Raw genomic sequence first — 22,787 nt, forward strand, 5'->3', positions numbered from 1 at the left:
CGGCGGCGCGACGCGGACTAGCGTGCGCCGTCGTTCAGCAGGTCGTCGGCCGCCGTGAGGATCTCCGTGACACGGAGGCCGAACGCCGCGTCGCACGCGTGCGGGCGGCCGGTGCGGGCCGCGGTGAGCAGGGCGTCCGCGGCCCGCATCAGGGCGGGGACCGCTCCGTCGGCACTCTCCGGCAGGACGGCGACCCCGGCCTCTCCCCGCACCTCCAGCGCGGCACCGGCCGCGGCGGGCGGTGCCGTCAGGCTCAGGGTGAGGGTGCTCGACGCGCCACCGGAGTGGTCGAGGACGACATGCACCGTGTCCCCGGGACCGTACGCGGCCGCCGTCACATGCCGCACGTCGCCGAGCACCGGCAGCAGCACGGACAGGGCGTGCGGCCCGACGTCCCACAGGGCGCCCTTCTCCCGCCGCCACGGCGTCGCGAAGGGGCTCTCGCTGGTGAACACCGCCCCGAGCCACTGCGCCCACCCCGTGAACCAGCCCGGAACTCCCGCCTGTTCGGTGATCCACGCCTCCGGCTCGGGCTGGAAGCGGGTCGTGAAGAACACGACCGAGGCGACCCCCGCCTCCTCGACGGCCTCGACCACGGCCCGCCCCTGCTCCACCGTCGGCGCGAGAGGCTTGTCGAGCAGCAGATGGCACCCGGCCCGCGCCGCACGCGCGGCGAGTTCGGCCTGCACCTGGGGAGGCAGCGCCACGGCGACCGCGTCCACGTCGGCGAACAGCTCGTCGACGTCGTCGTACACTGGCACGCCGTGCCGCTCGGCCAACTCCTTCGCGGCCTCGGGGCGGCGGCCCCAGACCCCGGCGAAGTCCAGCCCCTCGTGCCGGCTCAGTGCGGGTGCGTGGGCCATCTGCGCCCACGGTCCGGTGCCCAGCAGTCCTATCCGCATGCCGCCGCCTCTCCACGCTGCCTGAACGAAGAGAGTGCCACACCGAAGAGACCGGCGACCGGGAGGGCCGCACAACAAGAAAGGCAAGGAGTCGTCTCCTTGCCACTCTCAACTTATAGCGCACAGGGGGTCTTGCGGCAAGGCCCCCGTCGTGCCGCAAACTGTCCGGCCTAAGCCCAGGACCTGCGGAAACGGGAGCATGACGTGACCCCCCTGACCATGAGCGCGTTCGATCTTCCCGACCGGCTCTCCCACAAGTCCGACCCTGTGCTGATCGCCGGGGACGAGCGGCACTTCGCCGCCGTCGCCGAGTGTCTGGAGCAGTCGATCGCCGAACTGTCCGACCGGCTGCGGGCCGAGCGCAGGGCGCCCGGCGGCAAGGGCCGGGAGGCGATGGACCGGGACGCGGAGATCCACCGGCTGACCACCCGCCTGCGCGCACTGCGCCGCTTCGGACTGGACCTGTGCCTCGGGCACATGGTCGGTGCCGACGACTCCGAGCCCGTGTACGTGGGACGACTCGGCCTCACGGACAGCACGGGGCGCCGGCTGCTGGTCGACTGGCGTTCCCCCGCCGCCGAGCCGTTCTTCGGAGCCACCCACGCCGACCCGATGGGCCTGGCGAGCCGCCGCAGATACCGCTGGACCCGTGGCCGGATCAGCGACTACTGGGACGAGGTGTTCACCGCGGACGGCATCTCCGGGCATGCCGCGCTCGACGACCAGTCCGCCTTCATCGCCAGCCTGGGCACCGACCGCTCGCCCCGGATGAGGGACGTGCTCGGCACCATCCAGTCCGACCAGGACGCCATCATCCGCGCGGGCTCCCGCGGCGCCCTCGTCGTCGACGGCGGCCCGGGCACCGGCAAGACCGTCGTCGCCCTGCACCGCTCCGCCTACCTCCTCTACTCCGACCCGCGCCTCGGGCAGCACCGCCGCGGCAGCGTGCTCTTCGTCGGCCCGCACCGGCCCTACCTGTCCTACGTCTCCGACGTCCTGCCCAGCCTCGGCGAGGAGGGCGTGCAGACCTGCGTCCTGCGGGACCTCGTCGACGAGGGAGCCGCGGCCGGGACCGAGGCCGACCGGGACGTGGCACGCCTGAAGTCGTCCGCGGACATGGTGAGGGCGATCGAGAAAGCCGTCACGTTCTACGAGGAGCCGCCCACCGAGCCGATGACGGTCACGACCCACTGGTCCGACGTCCACCTCGGCGCCCGCGAGTGGGCCGTGGCCTTCGCGGCGGCGGAGCCCGGCACCCCGCACAACGAGGCGCGCGACCAGGTCTGGGAGGAGCTGCTCACGATCATCCAGGACAAGCACGACGGCGACGTGTCGGCCGACCTGCTCCGCAGATCGCTGTCGCAGAACAGGGAACTGCGCACGGTCTTCAACCGCGCGTGGCCGCTGCTCGAAGCGACCGACCTCGTGTCGGACCTGTGGTCGGTGCCCGCCTATCTGCGGATGTGCGCGCCCTGGCTCAGCCGGGACGAGGTCCGGAGACTGCAGCGCGCGGACGCCCAGGCCTGGACCGTGTCCGACCTGCCGATCCTGGACGCCGCACGGCAGCGGCTCGGCGACCCGGAGGCGGCCCGGCGCAAGCGCCGGAACAAGGCCATCCTCGCCGACCAGCGCGCGCACATGGCGCGGGTCGTCGACAACCTGATCGATGCCACGGCCGACTCGGGCGCCGACGGTGACGAGGGCGAAGGCCTGGTGTCCATGCTGCGCGGCGAGGACGCCCAGGTCAGCCTGGTCAACGAGGCCGAATTGACCACCATCGAACCGGACGTGCTCACCGGCCCCTTCGCCCACATCGTCGTGGACGAGGCCCAGGAACTGACCGACGCGGAATGGCAGATGCTGCTGCTGCGCTGCCCGTCCCGCAGCTTCACCGTCGTCGGGGACCGCGCCCAGGCCCGGCACGGCTTCACGGAGTCGTGGCGGGAACGGCTCGAACGGGTCGGGTTCGGCCGGATCGACCTCGCCTCGCTGAGCATCAACTACCGCACGCCGGAGGAGATCATGACGGAGGCCGAGCCGGTCATCCGCACCGTGCTCCCGGACGCCAACGTGCCGACCTCCATCCGCAGCGGCGGCGTCCCCGTCGTCCACGGAGCCGCCGCGGAGCTGAGCTCGATCCTCGACACCTGGCTGGCCGCCCATGCCGACGGGATCGCCTGTGTCATCGGCGATCCCGCGTTCCAGCCCCCCTCGTCACGCGTCCGGTCGCTGACCCCGGAGCTGTCGAAGGGGCTGGAGTTCGACCTGGTCGTCCTCGTCGACCCGGAGGACTTCGGCACCGGCGTCGAGGGAGCGGTCGACCGCTATGTCGCGATGACCAGGGCCACCCGGCAGCTCGTCGTCCTCACGAGCCCCGGTCCTACGCGGTGAGCTCCTTCCGGATGCGGTCCAGCATGAACGCCGACGACTCCCGGGCCCGCTCCTCCCAGGCGAAGACACAGGCCGTGGCGACACCGTCGAAGCCCAGCTCGCGGAGTGTGCCGAAGAAGGTGTCCCAGTCGACCTCGCCCTGACCGATGTCGAGGTGCTGATGGATCCGGGCGGGCGTGCCCGGCGGGTTGAGGATGTACCGCAGACCGCTGGAGCCCTTGTGGTTGAAGGAGTCCGCGACATGCACGTGCTGGAGCTTGTCACCGGCGTAGCGCATCATCGCCGCGATGTCCGCCGTCGGGTCGGAGCCCGAGAGATGGAAGGTGTGCGGGGCGCAGTAGAGGTAGTTCACCCACGGCTTGTTGATCGCGCGGACGAGATCGACGGCCGGGGTGTTCTCCTCGCAGAAGTCGTCCGGGTGGGCCTCCAGGTTCAGGGCGATGCCCTCCCGCTCGAAGACCGGCAGCAACTCCTCCAGCGAACGCCAGAAGGCGGACTCGCTCTCGGCGGCGCGTTCCGGGCGGCCGTTGAACTCCGAGTTCATCAGGGGGCATTCGAGATCCACGGTGATCTCGATCATCCGCTTCCAGTAGCGGACGGCCGTCTGCCGCTCGGTCTCGTCCGGCGAGGACCACTTGTACAGCGGCAGCACCGAGGACAGCCGCACACCGTGCCTGCGCAGCGACTCCTTCAGCTCCGCCACCCGCGCGTCGTCCGCCCGCGGGTGCAGGAAGAACGGCATGAAGTCCTCGCGGGGCGACAACTCGATGTATTCGTAGCCGAGTTCGGCGACCGCGCGCACCATCTCGTCGATCGGCAGGGCACGGAACATGTACGGGTCGAGGGCGATCTTCACGCGGTGCCTCCGTAGAGCGCGGGGCGGGGCTTGATGTCGACGGTGACGATCTCTCCGCCGCCGGCCTCCTGGGAGCGGACGGCGGCGTCGGAGATGACGGTGGCGGCGTAACCGTCCCAGGCGGACGGCCCGGTGGGCTCGGTACCGGCCGCCACGGTGGCGACCCACTCGCGGAACTCGGTGTCGAAGGCCTCCGCGAACCGGTCCTTCCAGTCCTGCAGCACACCCGTGCCGTGCCGGGCCGCGGTGCGGATCCCGACGGCCGCCGGGTCGGGCAGCCGGACCAGGCCGTCCTCGCCCACGACCTCGCACTGGATGTCGTAGCCGTACTGGCAGTTGACGAAGACCTCCAGGTCGATACGGACGCCCTCGCCGGTCTCGAAGACTATGATCTGCGGGTCCTTCAGGTGACCGAACCGCTTGCTCGTGGCGCGCGGGGTGACCACCTGGGCGGAGACGATCTCGTCGTCGAGCAGCCAGCGCAGCACGTCGATCTCGTGCACGGCCGTGTCCTGCGCGGCCATCGCGGAGTGGTACGACTCCGGGACGGTCGGGTTGCGGTGGGCGCAGTGCACCATCAGCGGGGCCCCGAGCGAACCGGTCGACAGGACCTCCTTCATCTGGCGGTACCCGGCGTCGAAACGGCGCATGAACCCGACCTGCACCAGCCGGCGGCCGCGCGCCCGCTCGGCCTCGACGATCCGCAGACAGTCCTCCGCGGTCGTGGCCAGCGGCTTCTCGCAGAACACCGGCTTGCCGGCGGCGATCGCGTTCAGGACGTGCTCGGCGTGGGTCGGCCCCCACGAGGTGACGAGGACGGCGTCCACGTCGGGGGAGGCGACCAGATCAGCGCCGGTGGGCAGTGCGGTGGCCCCGCACCGGGCCGCCACCTCGGCGGCGCGCTCGGTGTCGACATCGGCCACCGCCGTGACAGTGGCCCCGGTGACGACCTCGGTGAGCCGCCGGATGTGATCCTGGCCGATCATTCCGGCGCCGATGACGCCTACACGTACGGTCATGGAGAACTCCTCGAAGGATGATCAGGAAAAGCGCGTCCGGAGCTCGGCCTCGAGGGATTCGAGGGTGCGGCCCTTGGTCTCGGGGACGTACAGCTTCACGAAGGTGAGGGACAGCAGGCCCGCCACCACGAACAGGAAGAAGGTGTTGGAGATCCCGATCCCGGTGACCAGGGACGGGAAGACAAGACCGATCACGAAGTTGGTCAGCCACAGCACCACGGCCGCGACGCCCATGCCGAAGCCGCGCATCCGCATCGGGAAGATCTCCGACAGCATCAGCCAGGTCACCGGCGAGATCGCGCCCTGCTGGAAGGCGAGGAACGTGACCGTCATCGCGAGCACCGCGAACGCCCGCGGATCACCCGACGGCAGCACGAGGGAGAACACGCCGATCAGCAACAGGGCCACGGTCGTGCCGAGCTGGCCGGTCATCAGCATCGGCCGGCGATTGACCCGCCCGAGCAGCCAGATGCCGACGAAGGTGGCCAGCACCGAGATCACACCGTTGGCGATGTTCGCCGTCAGCGCGCTGTCGGCGGCGAAACCGGCGTCGGTGAGGATCTGCGTGCCGTAATACATGATCGTGTTGACGCCGGTGATCTGCTGCACGATCGCGATGCCGAACCCGACGAACATCAGCTTCCGCACCCACGGCGTGCTCTTGATGTCCTGCCAGCCGCCGAGCTTCTCCCGCTCGTCCTTGACGGCCAGCGCGGAGACCTCCTTCAACTCGGCCTCGGCCCGGGCCCGCGACCGCACCTGCTTGAGCACCTCGAGGGCCTCGCCGAAACGGCTCTGGGAGGCCAGCCAGCGCGGGCTCTCCGGCATCACCAGCATGCCGAACCAGAGCACCACCGCCGGCAGTGTGGCGATGACCAGCATCCAGCGCCACACACCGCCGGACTCGCCGCCGACCTGCGCGATGATCGCGTTGGACGTGAACGCCAGCAGCTGACCGGAGACGATCATCAGCTCGTTCCGGGTGACGAGCGCACCGCGCCGCTCGGCGGGCGACACCTCCGCGAGATACACCGGCACGGTCACGGATGCACCGCCGACCGCGAGACCGAGCACGAAGCGCGCCACGATCATCACCTCGGTCGTCGGGGCGAGCGTGCAGCCGAGCGCGCCGACGAAGAACAGCACGGCGAGCAGCAGGATGTTGCGCCGCCTGCCGCGCGCGTCCGACAACCGGCCGCCGGTCACCGCGCCCAGCGCGGCACCCAGCAGCAGCGAACTGGTGACCATGCCCTCGGTGACCGGGGTCAGGCCGAGGTCGTCGGTCATATAGGGCAGGGCGCCGTTGATGACGCCCGTGTCGTAGCCGAAGAGGAGACCACCGAACGTGGCGATGATGGTGATCATCCGCAGCCGCCGGGAGACCGCCGGCGGGGTCTCGTCCGCGACGCCGGTGGCCGGGGCCGGGCCGGAGGCTGGTGTCGTGTCGTCCCTGACGTCCATGGCCGCTCCTTACCTGTCGATGGCCGGGCGGCGGGTACCCGAAAGTCCGCAGCCGGCCAGGTGCTCGCGGGTGCCGACCGCGATCGGCAGCGGCACCTCGGGAGCACACGGGTACAGGTCCTGCTCGACGATCACGAACAACTCGGCGTCGAGCCCGGCCAGTTCACCCACCACGTGGGCCGGATCGGGCACCCCGGCGGGCGGCGAGACGCACACCCCGCGCCGCACGGCCTCACCGAAGGACAGGTCCTCGGCGGCGACCTGCGCCAGGATCTCCGGATCCATCTGCTTGATGTGCACATAGCCGACCCGCTCACCGAACCGGCGGATCAGATCCAGATTGTCCCCACCGCCGTACGCCACATGCCCCGTGTCCAGGCACAGATTGGTGTAGCGGCTGTCGGACTCGTTCAGCAGCCGCTCGATCTCCGGCTGTGTCTGGAGGTGGCTGTCGGCGTGCGGATGGACGACCAGCCGCACGTCGTACTCCTCCAGCAGCAGCCTGCCCAGCCGGTCCGCGGCCCGGCCGAACCCGGCCCACTGCTCGGCGGTCAGCTCGGGCGACTCGGTGAACGCGCCCGTCTTCTCGTCCCGGTACATGGGTGGAATGAAGACCAGGTGATGCGCCCCCGCGGCCGCGGTCAGCGCGGCGACCCGCCGGACATGGGCCAGCATCTCGTCCCAGGCCTCGGGCCGGTGCAGCGCGCCGAACGCGGTACCGCCGGAGACCTTCAGCCCCCGGGCGTCCAGCTCGGCCTTCAGCCGCCGCGGGTCGGTGGGCAGATAGCCGTACGGGCCGAGCTCCAGCCACTCGTATCCGGCCTGGACCAGCTCGTCGAGGAAACGGGTGTACGGCACCTGGTGCTCGTCCTCGGGGAACCACACCCCCCAGGAGTCGGGGGCGGAGCCGAGGCACAGGTTGCCGACGGTGGTACGGAGAGGGACGGGCGCCGTTGCCATGGTCAGTGTCCTTGGAGGAGAGGGGGAGGGTGCCTGAGCGATGTGACGCGCGCTACTAGCGCGCTCTAGTCGAGTACGATGACCCCTGTCCAAATGTCATGTCAATAGGTTGTTGCTGGGAGATTGCGGGGCCCCATTGCCGGATCCCCGCGCGGGACACCCCGTAAGGTGGGCGCCGTCGGAGGGTGGGTTCACAGGTGGATGCATCGGGCAGGCAGCGGCCCACGATGGCGGACGTCGCCGAGAAGGCGGGCGTCTCCCGCGCCCTCGTCTCGATCATCTTCCGCAACCAGGCGGGAGCCGGCCGGGAGACCCGGGAGCGGGTCCTGCGCGTGGCCGACGAGATCGGTTACCGGCCCGACAGCGCGGCCCGGCTGCTGGCCCGTGGCCGCAGCCGCACGCTCGGCGTGATGTTCGCCGTGCACCAGACCTTCCACACGGATCTCATCACCGGCATCTATCCGGAGGCCGAGCGGCTCGGGTACGACGTCCTGCTCTCCGGCTCCACCCAGGGGCGCAGCGAGGCGAAGGCGGTCGAGGCGTTGCTCAGCCACCGCTGCGAGGCGGTGATCCTGCTCGGCCCGGACGCCCAGCCCGGCTACCTCGAAGAACTCGGGCAGCGCACGGTCACCGTCTCGGTCAGCCGCCGCGTGCCCCAGGCCCATGTCGACTTCGTGCACTCCGCCGAGGGCAAGGGCGTCCGGCAGGCCATGGACTACCTGGTGGAGCTGGGGCACCGCCGGATCGTGCACATCGACGGCGGACGCGGGCCAGGTTCGGCGGAGCGGCGGCGTGCCTACCGTGCCGCGATGCGCCGCCACGGGCTGGAGGACCAGGCCCGGGTGATTCCCGGCCGTCACACCGAGGACTCCGGTGTCGAGACCGGCCGTCTGCTCCTGGCCGAGCGCGACAGCGGGCTGCCGTTGCCGACGGCGGTCCTCGCCGGCAACGACCGCTGCGCGATGGGCCTGCTGATGTCCCTCACCCGGGCGGGCGTCGAGGTCCCGCGCGATCTGTCCGTCGTCGGCTACGACGACAGCCACCTCTCCCACCTGATGCCGATCGGCCTGACCACGGTCCGCCAGGACGCGGTCCTGATGGCCGAACACGCCGTCCGCTTCGCCGTCGAGCGGCTGGAGAACGGGGAACTGCCGCCGCGTGAGGCGGTGCTGGATCCGAAGCTGGTGGTACGGGGGACCAGCGGGCCGGCCCCGGCGGAGCAGGCACGCCGCCCCGCCCGCCCGGGGCCGCTCTAGCGCGTCCCCTTCTTCGCGAACTCCGCGACGGTGTCGGCGTTGTCCTTCGTGATGAACGCCGGACCGGTGAGTACGGGAGCCGCTCCGCCGCCGCTGAAGTTGCCGTTCGTCCTGTACAGCCACAGTGCGTCGACGGCGAGGTAGCCCTGGAGGTAGGGCTGCTGGTCGACGGCGAACTCGATGTCGCCGTCCTGGACGGCGGCGACGAGGTCCTTGTTGAGGTCGAAGGTGGCGACCTTGGCCTCGCTGCCCGCGTCCCGTACCGACTGCACCGCGGTCAGGGCGATCGGGGCGCCGAGCGTGACCACCTGGTCGATGGTGGAGTCCTTCTGGAGCTTGGCGGTCAGCGTCGACTTCACGGAGGGCATGTCGGTGCCGTTGACGTACAGGTTCTCCGTGGTGCCCTTGAAGCCCTTCTTCAGGCCGGCGCAGCGTGCCTCCAGCGCGACCTGGCCCTGCTCCTGGATCACGCAGACGGCGTGCTTGGCGCCCAGTTGGTCGAGGCGCTCCCCGAAGGCCTGGCCGGCGATGTTCTCGTCCTGGCCGAAGTACTCGAGCATGCCGAGTTCCTTCCAGTCGTCCAGGCCGGAGTTGAAGCCGACGACGGGGATGCCGGCCGCCTTGGCCTTGGCCACCGCTGCCTTCATGGCGTCGGGCTTGGCCGCGGTGAGCGCGATGCCGTCGACCTTCTGGTCGATGGCGTTCTGCACCAGGTTGGCCTGGTTTCCCGCGACGGGGTCGCTCGAGTAGACGAGCTTGATGTTGTCCTTCGCGGCAGCGGCCTGGGCCCCCTTGCGGATCAGGTCCCAGAAGGTGTCGCCGGGCGCCGCGTGGGTGACCAGGGCGACGGTCATCCGCGGGGTGGTGGCCTTGCCCGCCGCGGCGTCGGTGCCCCCGGTCTCGGACTGCTTGCCGCCGGAGCCGCTGGAGCAGCCGGCGGCGAGCAGCGCGCCCACGAGGGCGGTGGCGGTCAGGGCGGCGGGTCTGTGGTGTCTGCGCATGTCGGGTGCACCTCACTGTGCGGGGAGGGAGAGAGGGTGCCGCGCCCGGTCCGGGGAGGCGGGTGGCGCATGGGTGTCCTGGGCGGCGGTATCGGGGGCCGCGGTGGTCCTGGGTGAGGACTCCTGCGTACTCGGTGGCTGGAGCGCGTTACTAGCGCGCTCTAGTGGCAGGTACTATGCGGCCGCCCTTCCGGGGATGTCAACAGCTTTGTCAGGACGTACCAACAAAACGGGGGTGGCGGTACGGCAGAGCCGCCCGTGCGCGCCGGCCTGGGGGCGGCGTGTGCGGGCGGCTCCGGGCGGACGGTCCTGGACCGTCCCGGTCGGTCCTGCTCAGCTCTCCGGTCTGCCGATGTTGACCATCCACGGGGTGCCGAAGCGGTCCGTGCACATGCCGAACTCGTCGCCCCACATCTGCTTCTCCAGCGGCACCGACACCGAGCCGCTGTCGGAGAGCTTCTCCCAGTAGCCGCGCAGCTCGGCGTCGTCGTCACCGCTCAGGCTCACGGAGAAGGGGGTGCCCGGCGCGGACTCCATGCCCGGCGGGTTGTCGGCGCCCATCAGGGTGAAGCCGCTGGTCGTTTCCAGCATGCCGTGCATGATCTTGTCGGCGTTCGGGGCGTCCGCCTGGCCGAAATCGCCGTAGCTGTTGAGGGTGAGGTTGCCGCCGAAGACCTCCTTGTAGAACTCCATCGCCTGCCGGGCTTCGCCGTTGAAGGTGAGGTACGGATTGAGGCGCGTGACCATGTGAACCTCCCGGAGGGGCAAAAGGGTCATTTGCGCGCAGCGTAGCGCCGGGCACTGACAATGGCGCGCCGAGCGCGCCGCGCAGGCGGTGGGGGAGCGGGTGCGAGGCGGGCGCCAGCAGGCCGGAGCGGACGCCAACTGACTTGTTAGCGTTGGCCCTTGACCAGAGGGGGATGGGGACAGCTCATGACATCGACCACCTTCCGCATCGGCGGGGATCTGGACGTTCGCCGGCTCGGTTTCGGAGCCATGCACCTGTCGACCGGGGCCGGGCCCGACCGGGAGAACGCCCTCGCCGTGGCCCGGCGGGCCGTGGAACTGGGCGTCACCCTGATCGACACGGCCCACCTGTACGGCGAGGGAGCCAATGAGGAGCTGCTGGCCGAGGCGTTGCACCCCTACCCGGAGGGGCTGCTGATCACCACCAAGGTCGGTGTCGCGCGTACCGGCCCGGGAGGCGAGTGGAGGTTCGACGGGCGGCCCGAGATCCTGCGCGACCAGGTCGAGCAGGCCCTGCGCCGGCTGCGGGTCGAGCGGATCGAACTGCTCCAGCTGCACCGCGTCGACCCCGACACACCCCTCGCCGACCAGCTCGGCACGCTGCGCGAGCTTCAGGCCGAGGGCCTGGTCGGACGGATCGGGCTGTCGGAGGTCACCGTCGCCGAGCTGGCCGAGGCCCGGGAGATCGTCGACGTGGTGAGCGTGCAGAACCGCTACAACCTGCTCGACCGCGAGCACGAGCCCGTTCTCGCGGCGTGTGCGGCGGCCGGTATCGCCTTCCTGCCGTGGCGGCCCGTGGCGTGGGGGAAGGCGGGGGCCGAGGCCCAGATCGCCGCCGTGGCGGCCGACCTCGGGGCCACGCCCACGCAGGTCGCGCTCGCCTGGCTCCTCGACCGCGCACCGGTCGTCCTGCCGATCCCCGGTACGGCCCGGATCGAGCACCTGGCGGAGAACCTCGCCGCGGCGGACCTCGAGCTGACGCCCGCCCAGCGCGACCGCCTCGACCGGCTGGCCGAGGCGGAAGGGGCGGAATCAGGGTCGGACTAGCCCTCAGGCGTCGCACCGAAGCTCACGCCTCGTCGGACCCGGACTCCCCGTTGTTCCAGTCGTACGGGCCTCCGCCGCGCCACTCGATCAGCTCGGTGTCGTCGACGGCCGTGTCGGCGGTGGGCAGGCCCTCGCGGTGCAGGAGGTCCAGTACGTCGAACAGGCTGTAGGCGACGCCCATGCGCTCGCCGTGGATGGTCACCAGCCGTCCGCCGTCCGACGCGGGCGGCTGCACGACCACGGGGGGTTGACCGTCCATAGCCCCACCATGCCCCCGAAACGGGCGGTTCGCAGCTCGGCCTGGACCATACGCGGGACGAACCGGCACGGCGCGTCGGTCCCGAGCCCCGGCGCCGGGTGCTCTGTGCGCCGGTGACAAGGCGCGACCGGGAAACTGAATTCTCGTCAGCACCCCCTGAGGGCCCTCCCGCCACAGCCCTAGCGTCCGTGGCATGGACATGAACCGCAGGAGCAGAGGGAAGTGGCGCGGTGCCGTGCTCGCGGTACTGCTGACCGCCGGGACACTCACGGCCGCCGCCCCGGGGGCCCGGGCCGACGGGGCGCGGACCGAGACGCCCGTCGCGTCGACGTCCCCCGTCACCGGGGTGACCGAGTCGGTCGTACGGGTGAAGGTACCGCTGCCGGAGTCGGCCGGACCTCGTCCGGCCGCGTGCGACTGGCTGTCGTATCTGCGCTACCGCTCGGCCGACGGGCCCGCCGCGTCGGCCGCCGCGGACCGGATCCTCATCGCCCAGCCCGGCATCCTGGAAGGAGCCGGGGCGTTCGACAGCGTCGCCCGCAACACCGTCACCAGGGCCGCCGAGCAGGGCGCGCACATCGAGTTCTGGGCGCTGGACCGGCGCTCCAACTGTCTGGAGGACCGTACCGGCATCGCCTCCGGGGACCAGCACAGCGCCGTCGACTACTACTACCGCGGCAAGCAGGTCGACGGCCGGACCTTCGGCGGCTACGCCGGCAACGGACAGCTGGGCTGGATGGCGAAGCTCGGGATCGAGCAGACCGTACGGGACCAGTACGACCTGCTCACCGCCGAGTTGCCCGACCAGACCCAGCGCAAGCGGAAGGTGCTGTGCGGCGGGCACTCGCTGGGCGGTGTCATCACCGGGTACTTCGCCGCCGCCGACTTCGACGGCGACCGGGCCACCACGGCGGACGCCGGGTACAACCAGTGCGCCGGCTACTTCGCCCTCGACACCACCGTCTCCACCTCGCTGGCCGACCTCAGCGGCAACCTGCCCGACGACACCAACCTGCCCGACATCGGCCTCGGTTACGGCGTCGTCCAGGCCGGACTGGACAGCGGGCTGCTGTCGCGCACGCTGTCCGCGCCGGTGCTGCTCAACCCCGAGACCATGACCCTGCTCGGTATCGCGGGCCTCGGCGCCCTCAAGGACCTGGAGGGTGAGGCCGACCTGCCCCGCTATCTGCCCTCCGGCGTCAACATCGAGGCCACGAACCGTTTCCTGTTCTCCAAGGACACCACCGCCTTCCTCAGCGGCTCGCCGGCGGTGAAGGACTTCCGGCTCACCAACGGGGCGGTGCTCGGGGCGCTGCTGGACGACAACTCCGTACCACTGGCGTTCCTGCAGACCAGCGTCGGCTTCTTCGACGGCGGGCCCATCGCCGACAAGAGCTTCCCGGTGGCCAACGGCGGTACGCAGCAGCCCGGTCTGTACGGCACGGCGTACAAGGCCATCCCGGACCGGCCGCAGGGCCCGCTCTACACCTGGCGCACCTACGACCGCGTCGGTGACCCCGACGACCCCGGATACCGGTCGGCCGACGGCACCCCGTTCACCGGTGCGGGCGAGGAGGTCACCGACGTGCGGCAACTGGCCCGCAGCCTGGCCGAGCAGCCACTGGACTTCACCGAGCAGTACTTCCCGACCAAGCTGGTCACGGACATCCAGCTGGGCACCTCGCCGCAGGTGAAGAAGCTCGTCGTCCATCCGGGCGGGCTCACCGCCAACCCGGTGCTCACCGTCCTCGCCGGTGAGGGGCTGCTGGCCGGCCGGGTGCCGCCCGAGCTGCATCCCGTGGTCGCCGACGGCTACCAGCACCTCGACGTGCTGACCGCCGCGCCCACGCAGAACGACGGCAGGCCCGAGATCGTCTCCACCAGCCTCGCCGGATTCGCCCGGTCACCCCGCTAGGACACCGGAACGGGGCCCGGGAGGAGATCCTCCCGGGCCCCTTGGCGTGCCTGCCGGGACTAGAGCCTGCCCGCGGCGAACGTGGCGGCCGCGTCGGCGTTGTCGCGGTAGCTCAGATGCGCCCCGACGTCACCCCCGCCGTTCTCGCAGACGGGGTCGCCCTTGGCGCAGAGGTCCAGGGTGCGGCTCTGGTAGGTGCCGGTGACGCTCTTGCCGAGGGCCCGGATCGGGTTGCCGAACAGCAGCACCGCGGAGATCTTCGGCTCGACCGCGGCGGGCAGCGTGGCCACGATGGGGCTGCCGACCACCGCGCCCGCGCTGCTGATGCCGATCGAGTTGTCGACGACGTTCGCGCCCTGCGAATAGCCGACGAGAACGAACTTCTGGTTCGGGCAGGCGGCGGCCTGGCTCTTCACATGGTTCACCAGGTCCAGATTGCCCTGCGCCGCCGACGTCGGGGAGAGGTCGGCGGGATAGTTCACCTTGTAGCTGGACAGGTTTTTGCCCGCTGCTTTCTTCTGCAGCGCGGAAAACACCGGGTCGCCGACGATGAAGCCGAGCGTCCCGGGCTCGAAGGTGCCGCGTGCCGAGACGAGTTCGACGTCGGAGCAGGCCGCGGCCGAGGCCGGGGGAGCCGAGAGGGTGGCGAGCCCGGCCCCGCCGACCAGCGAGAGCGCGGCGAGACACAAACGGATACGCATGGGGGATCCTCCGCGTGTGAGGCGCGTCGAGCGCCTGCGAAAAAGGACGGCCCGAACGTATTCGCTTTCTCCCGCCGGGAGTTATGGACGGGATTATGGGATCCCCGCTGTTTTTTGTCGCCGATTGAGTACGCCGCTGAACGCGGGAGTCAGTTCTGCCGCGTGTGCAGGGATTCCGCGCGCAACGCGAGAATGAGATCGAGGCGGGTGCCCGGATCGTGCAGGGCGTCGCCGAAGAGCTTCTCCAGCTGGCGCAGGCGGTAGCGGACCGTCTGCGGGTGGATGTGCAGCCGCGCGGCCACGTCCGGCACGTTGCTGCCGCTGAGCAGCCAGGCCAGCAGCGTCTCGGCGAGCCGGTCGCGCTGCCCCGCCGAGACCGTGTCGAGCGGTGCCAGGACGCGCGCCTGGAGCCGCTCCAGCAGCGGCTCGTCGGCGTACAGCAGCAGGGTCGACAGATGGTCGGAGCAGCGCTCCACGCCCTGGCGGGGCAGGATGCCACGCCCCATCAGCCCGAGTGCCCTGGTGGCCAGGCGCAGCGATCGTGCCGCCTCCGTGACCGCCACCGTCGGGCCGATCGCGGCGGGCCGGCCGCGCAGGGCGAGCGTGAACGCCCGGCCGAAGCGGCCGGAGCCGTCCGGGTCGGGCACCAGCATGCGCGGCGGCCGGGACTCCATGTCCACCAGAGCGCCCGCCGCCGCCAGCGGCCGGTCCTCCTCCCGCCGGTCCGGCGCCGCCGCGAGCGCCACCACGGCGACCGTCCGGGGCACCGGCCAGCGCGCACCGTGGGCCAGATCCTGCACGGCCTCCAGCGCCACCGGGCCGTCCTCCAGCAGCAGGTCGAGCAACCGCCTGCGACGCCGCTCCAGCTCGTCGGTGCTGCGCAGCTGGGCCTCCGCGTAGCCGGCCGCGGCCGCCTGCGCGACCTCGTGCACCGTCCGGAACGCCAGTTCACCGAGCGCGGCGACGACGGTGGAGTCAAGTCCCAGTTCCTCCGCCGTGGAGCCCATCAGCCGCCAGGCGTGCAGCCCGCCCACCCGCAGCGCGGACTGCAACGCGTCCAGGCTGCGGCCCTCCAGGGCCTCGCCGCGCCCGAGTTCGTAGTACGTCGCCGCGATCGCGCTCCCGTCGTCGCGCGGGTCGGCGATGTGGTCGACGAACAGAGTGAGTGCCTGCACCACCCCGGACCGCAGGTTCTTGCGGTACGTCCCGTCGGCGGGACGCGCGTACTCGGGAACCTGACGGCAGACCTCTTCCTCCACCAGGTCGGCGACGGAGGCCAGTTGGGCGCGCAGCAGGTCCGCCAGCTCGGGCGGCACCGGCGGCGTGCCGGGGCGGTCCGGCACGCTGTGCGGGGTGGGCACAGCCATCACGGACACTCCTTTCGACCGGAAGCGGCTCACCCGCGGGCTGATGCCTGTGGGGCGAGTGGGAAGTCCAGTGTTGGACGGACGACCCCTCCGCTCCGTTCCGTGCCCCGACGGCACCCCCGTCACTCGGGCACGCCCAGTGCACGGGCGAGGATCGGCCACGAGGCTTTGAACTCCGGCTTCCAGTGGGCCCAGTCGTGTCCGCCTCCGCCGTAGAAGTGCGTGGTGGCCGGGACCCCCATGAGGGCCAGCGTGCGGGCGAAGCCCTGGGCCGAGGGCCACAGGGCGCTCTCCAGCACGCCGGGCAGCGGGTCCCCGCTGCCGCCGCCCACTCCGCTGCCCTGCGAGACGTACAGAGGGGTGCCGCGCAGCCCGGTGGCGCGGGCCCGCGGGTTGAAGTCCCGCCAGGTCAGGAGGTTGAGCACCGGATGGCCCCACAGGGACGACGCCGGCAGGTTCTCCCGGGCCACGATGGCGTCCATGATGGCGGGAACACCGGGGGCGGTGGTGTCGAGGATGCCGCTGTAGGAGGCCGCGGCCCTGAAAGCGCCGGGGTGGCGGGCCGCGTGGGCCATCGCCCCGTAGCCGCCGGTGGAGACCCCGGCGACCGCCTGTACGCCGGAGGCCCGGTAGTCCCGGGCGAGCAGCGCCGGCACCTCCTTGACCTGGAAGGTCTCGTAGTCGGGGCCGCCGCGCCAGACCGTGGGGATGCCGGTGGGGCCGGCGTCCGGCATCGCCACGATCAGGCCGCGGCCCTCGGTGAAGGCCTCGATGTCCGTCTCGCGGGTCCAGGACGTGTAGTCGTCGTGGGCGCCGTGCAGCAGGTACAGCACGGGATACTTCCGCTCCGGCCGCGTGCCGAAGTCCGACGGCAGGATCAGCCGGACGGGCGCGCTGCGGCCGAGCGCGGCGGAGGGCACGGACACGTCCAGCGTGCGCGGCCCGAGCCGGGTCGCCGCCCGGGCACGGGCCGTGCCGCTCGCGGCCCCGAACAGGACGGCGAGGCCGGCGGCGGCCGTCGCTCTGGCGACGGTGCGCCGGGACACTCCGGCGGCGGGCTTCGGCGACAGGTCGGACATGGCGGCTCCTCGGGTTCAGGTGTCAGGGGGCCCGCTCGGCGAGCACCCGGCTCAGGTGGGCGGCGATCTCGTCGACGTGCGGCGGGTCGAGCAGCGACAGATGGTGGCCGGGCACCGGCACGACCTCCAGGCGCGGGCACACCTCGTCCCAGCCCAGCGCCTCGTCGTCCCGCTCGTACGCCGGGTCGCGCACGGTGTGCGGCGCGGGCTCGGTGGCCCGGTAGAGAACCACCGGCCCGTCGTGGGTCCCGGGCCGGTGCGACTCCCCGATGCCCAGGTCCAGGTAGGAGGCCCGCTGGTGCTCCAGCGCGGCGGGTGGCACGTCGGCCGCCTCACGCAGCGCCCGCAACACGGTGTCGATGCGTGCCCCGTCGTCGTCCAGGGCCACCAGGTCGTCGTACGGCAACTCCAGCCGCACGCCGTAGGTGCCGGCGACGTGGCGGGCGAAGCCCTCGAAATGCGCCCGGATCCGATCGGCCCGCGTCAGTCCCGGCCGGGGGAGGGGGCGTACGGAGTCGATGAGCACGACCAGCCGCACCTCCCGCCCCGCGGCGGTCAGGTGCCGCGCGGTCTCCTGGGCGACGAAGCCGCCGAAGGACCAGCCGCCCAGCACACAGGGCCCGTCGGGGTGAGCGGCGTTGATCGCCTCGGCGTAGCGCCGCGCCTTCTCCGGCACGGTCCGGGCCTCCTCGATCCGCTCCAGCCCGTACGCCGGCCGGTCGTCCCCGAGCCGTTCGGCGAGCGTGCGGTAGACGGTGACCGGGCCGCCCGCGGCATGGACGAGGAACAGCGGGGGCCGGGAACCGGTGGCACGCAGCGGGCGCAGCGGGGTGTCCTCGCGGGGCAGGGCCTGCCGGATCCGGGCGGCGGCGTCCTCGACGGTGACGGCGGCGAACAGGTCGCGCAGGGGCAGCGCGATGCCGAACTCGCGCTCCACCGCGGTACGGACGCGGACGGCCATCAGCGAGTCCAGGCCCAGGTCGGCCAGCGCGGTGCCCGGGGTGACCCGGGTGGGCGGGTGGCCGGTGACGGCGGCGATGTGCTGGGTCAGCCGGGCCAGGACCGAGGCGGGCTCCGCGACTTCGGCGGGGGGCTCCTCCGTGACCGGCTCGGTGTGGGCCCGGCCGTCCGTCCACCAGTGCCGTACATGCCGCCACCGGGGCAGGGGCAGATCGACGACCCGGCCGGGCGGCACGGGCAGCCGTTGGCCCGCGACGTACAGGGCGCCGAGCTGCCCCGCGAACGCCTCCGAACCGTCGGCGTCCCGGCGCAGGGTGGCGAGGGCGAGGGCGCCGGGAACGGTGTCGGCGACGGCCCCCGTCAGGACCGGGTGGGGCGAGATCTCGAGGAACGCCGTGTGGCCGTCGGCCGCTGCCGAGGCGAGCGCCCGGTCCAGACGTACGGGCCGTCGCAGGTTGGCCGCCCAGTGGTCCGCGCCGAACCCGCAGTCGCCGCGCGGGTCGTCGAGGACCGTGGAATAGACGGGGACCCTCGGTCGCCGCCCTCGGACACCGGCCAGCGCGTCGACGAGTTCCGGCAGCAGCGGGTCCACCTGGGGCGAGTGCCCGGCACCGACGACCCGCATGGCCCGCGCCGCCCGGCCCTGCCCCTCCAGCCGGCGCACGAGCCCGGCCACCGCCGCTTCCTCTCCCGTGACGACCTTCTGCCGGGGCGAGGAGTGCACGGCGACGTGCACACCCGGGAAGTCTCGCTCCAGAGACTCCAGTTCGGCGTCGTCCAGGTCCACCACGGCCATCGCGCCGCCGCTCAGCCCGCTCAGCAGCCGGGCCCGCACGGCGATGACCCGCGCCCCGTCCGCCACGTCCAGCGCGCCCGCGCACACGGCCGCCGCCACCTCGCCCATGGAGTGGCCGATCACCGCGGCGGGCTCCACCCCGTAGGAACGCCACAGCTCGGCGAGCGCCAACTGCAGCCCGAACAGGACGGGTTGGGCGACCTCCAGGCGGTCGAGACCGGTACCGGACGACAGGTGGTCGTGCAGGGACAGGCCGCACTCCGGGGCGAGGTGCGGGTCGAGTTTCTCGACGGCGGCGGCGAACGCGGGTTCCTCGGCCAGCAGCCGGCGCCCCATGCCGGGCCACTGGCTGCCGTAGCCGGAGAAGACCCACACCGTGCCGTGCCCGACGCGGTCGCGGTCACCGGTCACCACCCGCGCGTCCGGATGCCCTGCCGCCAACGCCCCCAGGACATCGGTCAGTTCGGCACGGTCCCGGGCGGCCACGGCGGCACGTACGGGACCCCGGCCGGTGCGTCCCGCCAGGGTCCGGGCCACGTCGGCGGGGTGCGCGGCGCTTTCGCGCAGCCAGTCGGCCAGTCCGCCCGCCGTGTCGCGAAGGCGCTCGGCGTCGAGGTCGGAGAGCAGGTGCAGGCGGGCCGCGGGTTCCTCGGCAGGCCGGGCGGGGACCAGGCCGGGCGGCCCCTCCTCCAGCACCACATGCGCGTTGGTGCCGCCGAAGCCGAACCCGGAGACTCCCGCGACAGCGGTGCCGCCGTAACGGGGCCAGGGCTCCGGCTCGGTCACCACCCGCAGCCGGTCATCGGCCAGGGAACTGCCCTCCGCGCAGTGCAAGGACGGCGGGATGCTGTCGTGGTGCAGGGCCAGCACGGTCTTCACCAGGCCCGCGATGCCCGCGGCCGACTCCAGATGACCGAGGTTGCCCTTGACGGAACCGAGCAGCAGCGGCTGGTCCGGGTCACGGTCGGCGCCGAGCACCGCGCCGAGCGAGCCCGCCTCGATCGGGTCGCCCAACGGGGTGCCGGTGCCGTGTGCCTCGACGTAGTCGACGTGCGCCGTGGCGAGCCCCGCCCGTGTGTACGCGCTCCGCAGCAGCGCCTGCTGAGCGGCCGGGTTGGGTGCCATGAGTCCGTTGGAGCGGCCGTCGGAGTTGACGGCGGTGGCGCGGACGACGGCCAGGACGCGGTCGCCGTCCCGCTCGGCGTCGGACAGCCGCTTGAGGATCACGGCCGCGCAGCCCTCGCCGCGCCCGATGCCGTCCGCCGACGCCGAGAACGGCTTGCACCGCCCGTCCGGCGCGAGGGCCCCCGCTCGCCGGAAGGCGACCGAGACGGCCGGAGACAGCAGCAGGTTGACCCCGGCGGCGATCGCCGTGTCGCTCTCGCCCGTGCGCAGGCTGACGCAGGCGTGGTGCACGGCGACCAGCGAGGACGAACAGGCCGTGTCGACGGCCATGCTCGGCCCCCGGGTGTCCAGGACGTAGGAGAGTCGCCCGGCGGCGACGCTCAGGGCGCCCCCGGCCGGCGCCCAGGGATCGACGGCGGCCGGGTCGGCGCCCGTGAGCTGCCCGTACTCAGGGGCCGAGACGCCGACGAACACGCCCGTGGCGGTGCCCGCCAGGGACCCGGCCGGTACGGCGGCGTGGTCGAGCGCCTCGTGCACGACCTCCAGCAGGATCCGCTGCTGCGGGTCCATCACCGCGGCCTCGCGCGGGGTGATCCGGAAGAAGTCCGCGTCGAACCCGGCGATGTCGTCGAGATACCCGCCGTACGGGTGCGCGTCCGCGGGCGGGAAGGCGGTGAAGTCGCGCCAGCGGTCCTCCGGGACGCGCCGGATCGCGTCGACGCCCTCGCTGAGCAGCCGCCAGTAGCCGTCCGGGCCGTGCACCCCGCCGGGCAGCCGGCAGCCGATCCCGACGACCGCGACCGGCTCGGCCGTACCACTCGGCAGTCCGGCTCGCGCGCCCGTCGCCGCCCCGGATCCCGAGGCTTGCGAGGATCCCGGGGCTTGCGAGGATCCCGGGGCTTGCGAGGATCCCGGGGCTTGTGGGGATCCCGCGCCGCACAGCCGCGCCACCAGCGCCTCTCCGGTCGGCGTCTCCCACAGCAGGGTCGTCGGCAGTTCCTGACCCGTGGCCCGGGACAGCTCACCGGCCAGGGCGACGGCGTCCCGTGACGACATGCCGAGGTCGGCCAGGGGCCGGTCCATCGGGACGGCGTCGGGGGCCGTGCCGCACCAGGCGGCCACCCGCTCGGCGATGAGCCGGCGCAGCGCGCCCTCGTCGACGGGCCTCATCCCGCGGCACCCGCCGTCGCCGCCCGGGCCCGGCCGCCGTACGCACCCTCCAGATACCGGGTCCGGGTCAGCGCCCGCGACACCTTCCCGCTGGAGGTACGCGGCACCGTGCCCGGCGGTACCAGGACCACGTCGGCGAGCCGCAGCCCGTGCCGGGCGGAGACGGCACCGCGCACGGCACGCACCACGGCCGGCACGTCCAGCTCGGCGAGGCGCGCGGTCCGCGCGTGCTCCGCCACGACCACCACCCCCTCACCGGCGCCGCCCGGCACGGCGAACGCCGCGAGCCGGTCCCGGCGCACCGCCGGGTCCGCGTCCTGGGCCGTCGCCTCGACGTCCTGCGGATAGTGGTTGCGGCCGTCCACGATGATCAGGTCCTTCAACCGCCCCGTGACGACCAGCTGCCCCTCCAGCACCGTCCCCAGATCGCCCGTCCGCAGCCAGCCGCCCGGACCGGCCGCGGCGTCCGCGAACGCGGCGCCGAACACCTCCTGCGACCCCCGGTTCCAGTAGCCGCGTCCCACGTTCGGCCCCTGCACCCAGATCTCGCCGACCTCACCCTCCGACAACTGGGCCCGCGTCACCGGGTCGGCGACCCGGACCCGCTGGCCCGCCGGGGTGCCACAGCCCGCCAGGAGCACGGCCCGGGGGTCGTCCGGCCGCGCGGGCAGGGCCTTCCCGGCCGCCAGGGCGTCACGGTCGAGCGCGAACCGGGTGAGCGGCTCTCCGGGCCGGGCCGCGCAGACGAACACGGTCGCCTCGGCCAGGCCGTACGACGGGCAGTGCGTCTCCGGCGCCAGGCCCTGGCCGGCGAACGCCGCGTGGAAGCGGTCGGCCGTGCCCGGGCGGACCGGCTCGCTGCCGTTGATCAGTGCGGTGACCCTGTCGAGCCGCAGCCCCTCCTTCTGCTCGGCGGTCACGGTCGCGACGCAGTAGTCGTAGGCGAAGTTGGGCGCGGCGCTCACGACGTTCGGATGCGCGGCGAGCAGCCGCAGCCAGCGCACCGGCTCGTGCAGGAACGCGGCCGGGTCCATGAGGACCGACAGGAGCCCGCGTGTCACCGGGGCCGCGACGCTGAGCACAAGACCCATGTCGTGGTAGAGCGGCAGCCAGCCCACGCAGGTCAGCGGGCGGGCGTCGGCACCGTAGGCGGTCAGCGCCTGGCGGGCGTTGGCGACGACGTTGCCGTGACTGATCTCCACGCCCGCCGGGGCGCGGGTCGAACCGGAGGTGTACTGGAGATAGGCGGTCGCCTCGGCGTCCGCCGGGACGGGCCGCCAGTCGCGGGCGGCGTCGTCGGGCACCCGGTCCGCCAGGACGATCCGCGGTCCGTCGGAACCGAGGAAGTCCCGCACCTCGTCCTGGGCCCGGCTCGTCGTCACGACCACCGAGGGACGGGCGTCCGCCAGGACGCCCGCCAGCCGGTCCGCGTGCCCGGGCAGGTCCGGCGGATACAGCGGTACGGCGACCAGCCCCGCGGCCAGCGCCGCGAGGAAGGCGGTCACGTACTCCGTGCCCTGCGGACACAGCAGGGCGACCCGGTCTCCGGGCCCGGCCCGCTCGGCGAGGCGCGCGGCCAGCGCCCGCACCCGCACGTCCAGGCGGCGCCAGGTCAGCGTGCGGTGGACGCCGCGCGAGTGCTGTGCCGGATGCTCGACGAAGGTGAACGCCCGGCGGTCCGGGGTGGTTTCGGCCCAGTGCCACACGTACTCCGGCAGCGTCGGGCACGCGGGCGCGAGCGGGGGGCGGCGGCTGTCCATCAGGCGGGGCTCCTC

Annotated in this window: 17 protein-coding genes; 4 read left to right on the forward strand and 13 right to left on the reverse strand. The window is 72.6% G+C overall.

Going from position 1 to position 22,787, the window contains the following annotated elements; genetic code table 11:
- Window positions 1–17: 17 nt before the first annotated feature.
- Complete coding sequence (locus OHU35_RS39535) at window positions 18–902, reverse strand: Gfo/Idh/MocA family protein (protein WP_189727592.1); 885 nt, start codon at window positions 900–902, stop codon at window positions 18–20.
- Window positions 903–1,106: 204 nt separating this feature from the next.
- On the opposite strand from OHU35_RS39535, the gene helR reads away from it, so the two are divergent.
- Window positions 1,107–3,293: an RNA polymerase recycling motor ATPase HelR gene (gene helR, locus OHU35_RS39540; RefSeq protein ID WP_405508783.1), complete on the forward strand. Its 2,187-nt coding sequence runs from the start codon at window positions 1,107–1,109 to the stop codon at window positions 3,291–3,293.
- Here the strand turns inward: helR and OHU35_RS39545 are convergent.
- Genes OHU35_RS39545 through OHU35_RS39560 form a run of 4 tightly spaced genes read right to left on the reverse strand, consistent with a single transcriptional unit; the run spans window position 3,283 to window position 7,589 of the window.
- The gene (locus tag OHU35_RS39545; protein ID WP_359892573.1) at window positions 3,283–4,149 is read right to left on the reverse strand and encodes a sugar phosphate isomerase/epimerase; all 867 of its coding nucleotides are present in this window, start codon (window positions 4,147–4,149) and stop codon (window positions 3,283–3,285) included. The two genes, helR and OHU35_RS39545, sit on opposite strands and share 11 nt — an antisense overlap.
- The gene (locus OHU35_RS39550) at window positions 4,146–5,168 is read right to left on the reverse strand and encodes a Gfo/Idh/MocA family protein (RefSeq protein WP_405508786.1); all 1,023 of its coding nucleotides are present in this window, start codon (window positions 5,166–5,168) and stop codon (window positions 4,146–4,148) included. Before OHU35_RS39550 ends, OHU35_RS39545 begins: the two co-directional genes overlap by 4 nt.
- Before the next feature lie 21 nt (window positions 5,169–5,189).
- Window positions 5,190–6,629, reverse strand: coding sequence for a sugar porter family MFS transporter (locus tag OHU35_RS39555; RefSeq protein WP_405508788.1), 1,440 nt, complete (start codon window positions 6,627–6,629; stop codon window positions 5,190–5,192).
- A gap of 9 nt (window positions 6,630–6,638) precedes the next feature.
- Window positions 6,639–7,589, reverse strand: a complete 951-nt coding sequence (locus OHU35_RS39560) for a TIM barrel protein (RefSeq protein WP_189727587.1) — start codon at window positions 7,587–7,589, stop codon at window positions 6,639–6,641.
- A gap of 227 nt (window positions 7,590–7,816) precedes the next feature.
- On the opposite strand from OHU35_RS39560, the gene OHU35_RS39565 reads away from it, so the two are divergent.
- Complete coding sequence (locus OHU35_RS39565; protein ID WP_189727699.1) at window positions 7,817–8,845, forward strand: LacI family DNA-binding transcriptional regulator; 1,029 nt, start codon at window positions 7,817–7,819, stop codon at window positions 8,843–8,845.
- Here the strand turns inward: OHU35_RS39565 and OHU35_RS39570 are convergent.
- Together OHU35_RS39570 and OHU35_RS39575 are read right to left on the reverse strand one after the other, a co-directional pair.
- Window positions 8,842–9,846: a substrate-binding domain-containing protein gene (locus OHU35_RS39570; protein ID WP_405508791.1), complete on the reverse strand. Its 1,005-nt coding sequence runs from the start codon at window positions 9,844–9,846 to the stop codon at window positions 8,842–8,844. The two genes, OHU35_RS39565 and OHU35_RS39570, sit on opposite strands and share 4 nt — an antisense overlap.
- A gap of 333 nt (window positions 9,847–10,179) precedes the next feature.
- Window positions 10,180–10,593, reverse strand: a complete 414-nt coding sequence (locus OHU35_RS39575; RefSeq protein ID WP_189727585.1) for a VOC family protein — start codon at window positions 10,591–10,593, stop codon at window positions 10,180–10,182.
- 186 nt (window positions 10,594–10,779) lie between these two features.
- Here OHU35_RS39575 and OHU35_RS39580 point away from each other — a divergent pair, with 186 nt between their 5' ends.
- Window positions 10,780–11,640 (forward strand): aldo/keto reductase, encoded by an 861-nt coding sequence (locus tag OHU35_RS39580; protein ID WP_405508793.1) that lies wholly within the window; start codon window positions 10,780–10,782, stop codon window positions 11,638–11,640.
- Between the two features lie 22 nt (window positions 11,641–11,662).
- Here OHU35_RS39580 and OHU35_RS39585 read toward each other — a convergent pair whose 3' ends face one another.
- Window positions 11,663–11,899 carry a hypothetical protein gene (locus OHU35_RS39585; protein ID WP_184586858.1) on the reverse strand — a complete coding sequence of 79 codons (237 nt, stop codon included), beginning with the start codon at window positions 11,897–11,899 and terminating at the stop codon, window positions 11,663–11,665.
- Window positions 11,900–12,092: 193 nt separating this feature from the next.
- Between OHU35_RS39585 and OHU35_RS39590 the strand changes: the two genes are divergently transcribed.
- Complete coding sequence (locus tag OHU35_RS39590) at window positions 12,093–13,814, forward strand: hypothetical protein (protein ID WP_405508796.1); 1,722 nt, start codon at window positions 12,093–12,095, stop codon at window positions 13,812–13,814.
- A gap of 59 nt (window positions 13,815–13,873) precedes the next feature.
- Here OHU35_RS39590 and OHU35_RS39595 read toward each other — a convergent pair whose 3' ends face one another.
- The 5 genes from OHU35_RS39595 to OHU35_RS39615 all read right to left on the reverse strand — a co-directional run bounded on the left by OHU35_RS39595 (window position 13,874) and on the right by OHU35_RS39615 (window position 22,772).
- Window positions 13,874–14,515, reverse strand: a complete 642-nt coding sequence (locus OHU35_RS39595) for a cutinase family protein (RefSeq protein WP_405508798.1) — start codon at window positions 14,513–14,515, stop codon at window positions 13,874–13,876.
- Between the two features lie 149 nt (window positions 14,516–14,664).
- Window positions 14,665–15,882, reverse strand: a complete 1,218-nt coding sequence (locus tag OHU35_RS39600) for a CdaR family transcriptional regulator (RefSeq protein ID WP_189727580.1) — start codon at window positions 15,880–15,882, stop codon at window positions 14,665–14,667.
- A 122-nt stretch (window positions 15,883–16,004) separates the two neighbouring features.
- Window positions 16,005–16,961: an alpha/beta hydrolase family protein gene (locus tag OHU35_RS39605; RefSeq protein WP_189727579.1), complete on the reverse strand. Its 957-nt coding sequence runs from the start codon at window positions 16,959–16,961 to the stop codon at window positions 16,005–16,007.
- A gap of 22 nt (window positions 16,962–16,983) precedes the next feature.
- On the reverse strand, window positions 16,984–21,012 hold the full coding sequence (locus tag OHU35_RS39610; protein WP_405508801.1) for a beta-ketoacyl synthase N-terminal-like domain-containing protein: 4,029 nt from the start codon (window positions 21,010–21,012) through the stop codon (window positions 16,984–16,986).
- Window positions 21,009–22,772 carry a fatty acyl-AMP ligase gene (locus OHU35_RS39615; RefSeq protein ID WP_405508803.1) on the reverse strand — a complete coding sequence of 588 codons (1,764 nt, stop codon included), beginning with the start codon at window positions 22,770–22,772 and terminating at the stop codon, window positions 21,009–21,011. The genes OHU35_RS39610 and OHU35_RS39615 overlap by 4 nt, the downstream gene beginning before the upstream one ends.
- Window positions 22,773–22,787: the final 15 nt, after the last annotated feature.

Source organism: Streptomyces purpurascens (genome assembly GCF_045040895.1).
GTDB classification, from domain to species: Bacteria; Actinomycetota; Actinomycetes; order Streptomycetales; family Streptomycetaceae; genus Streptomyces; species Streptomyces purpurascens.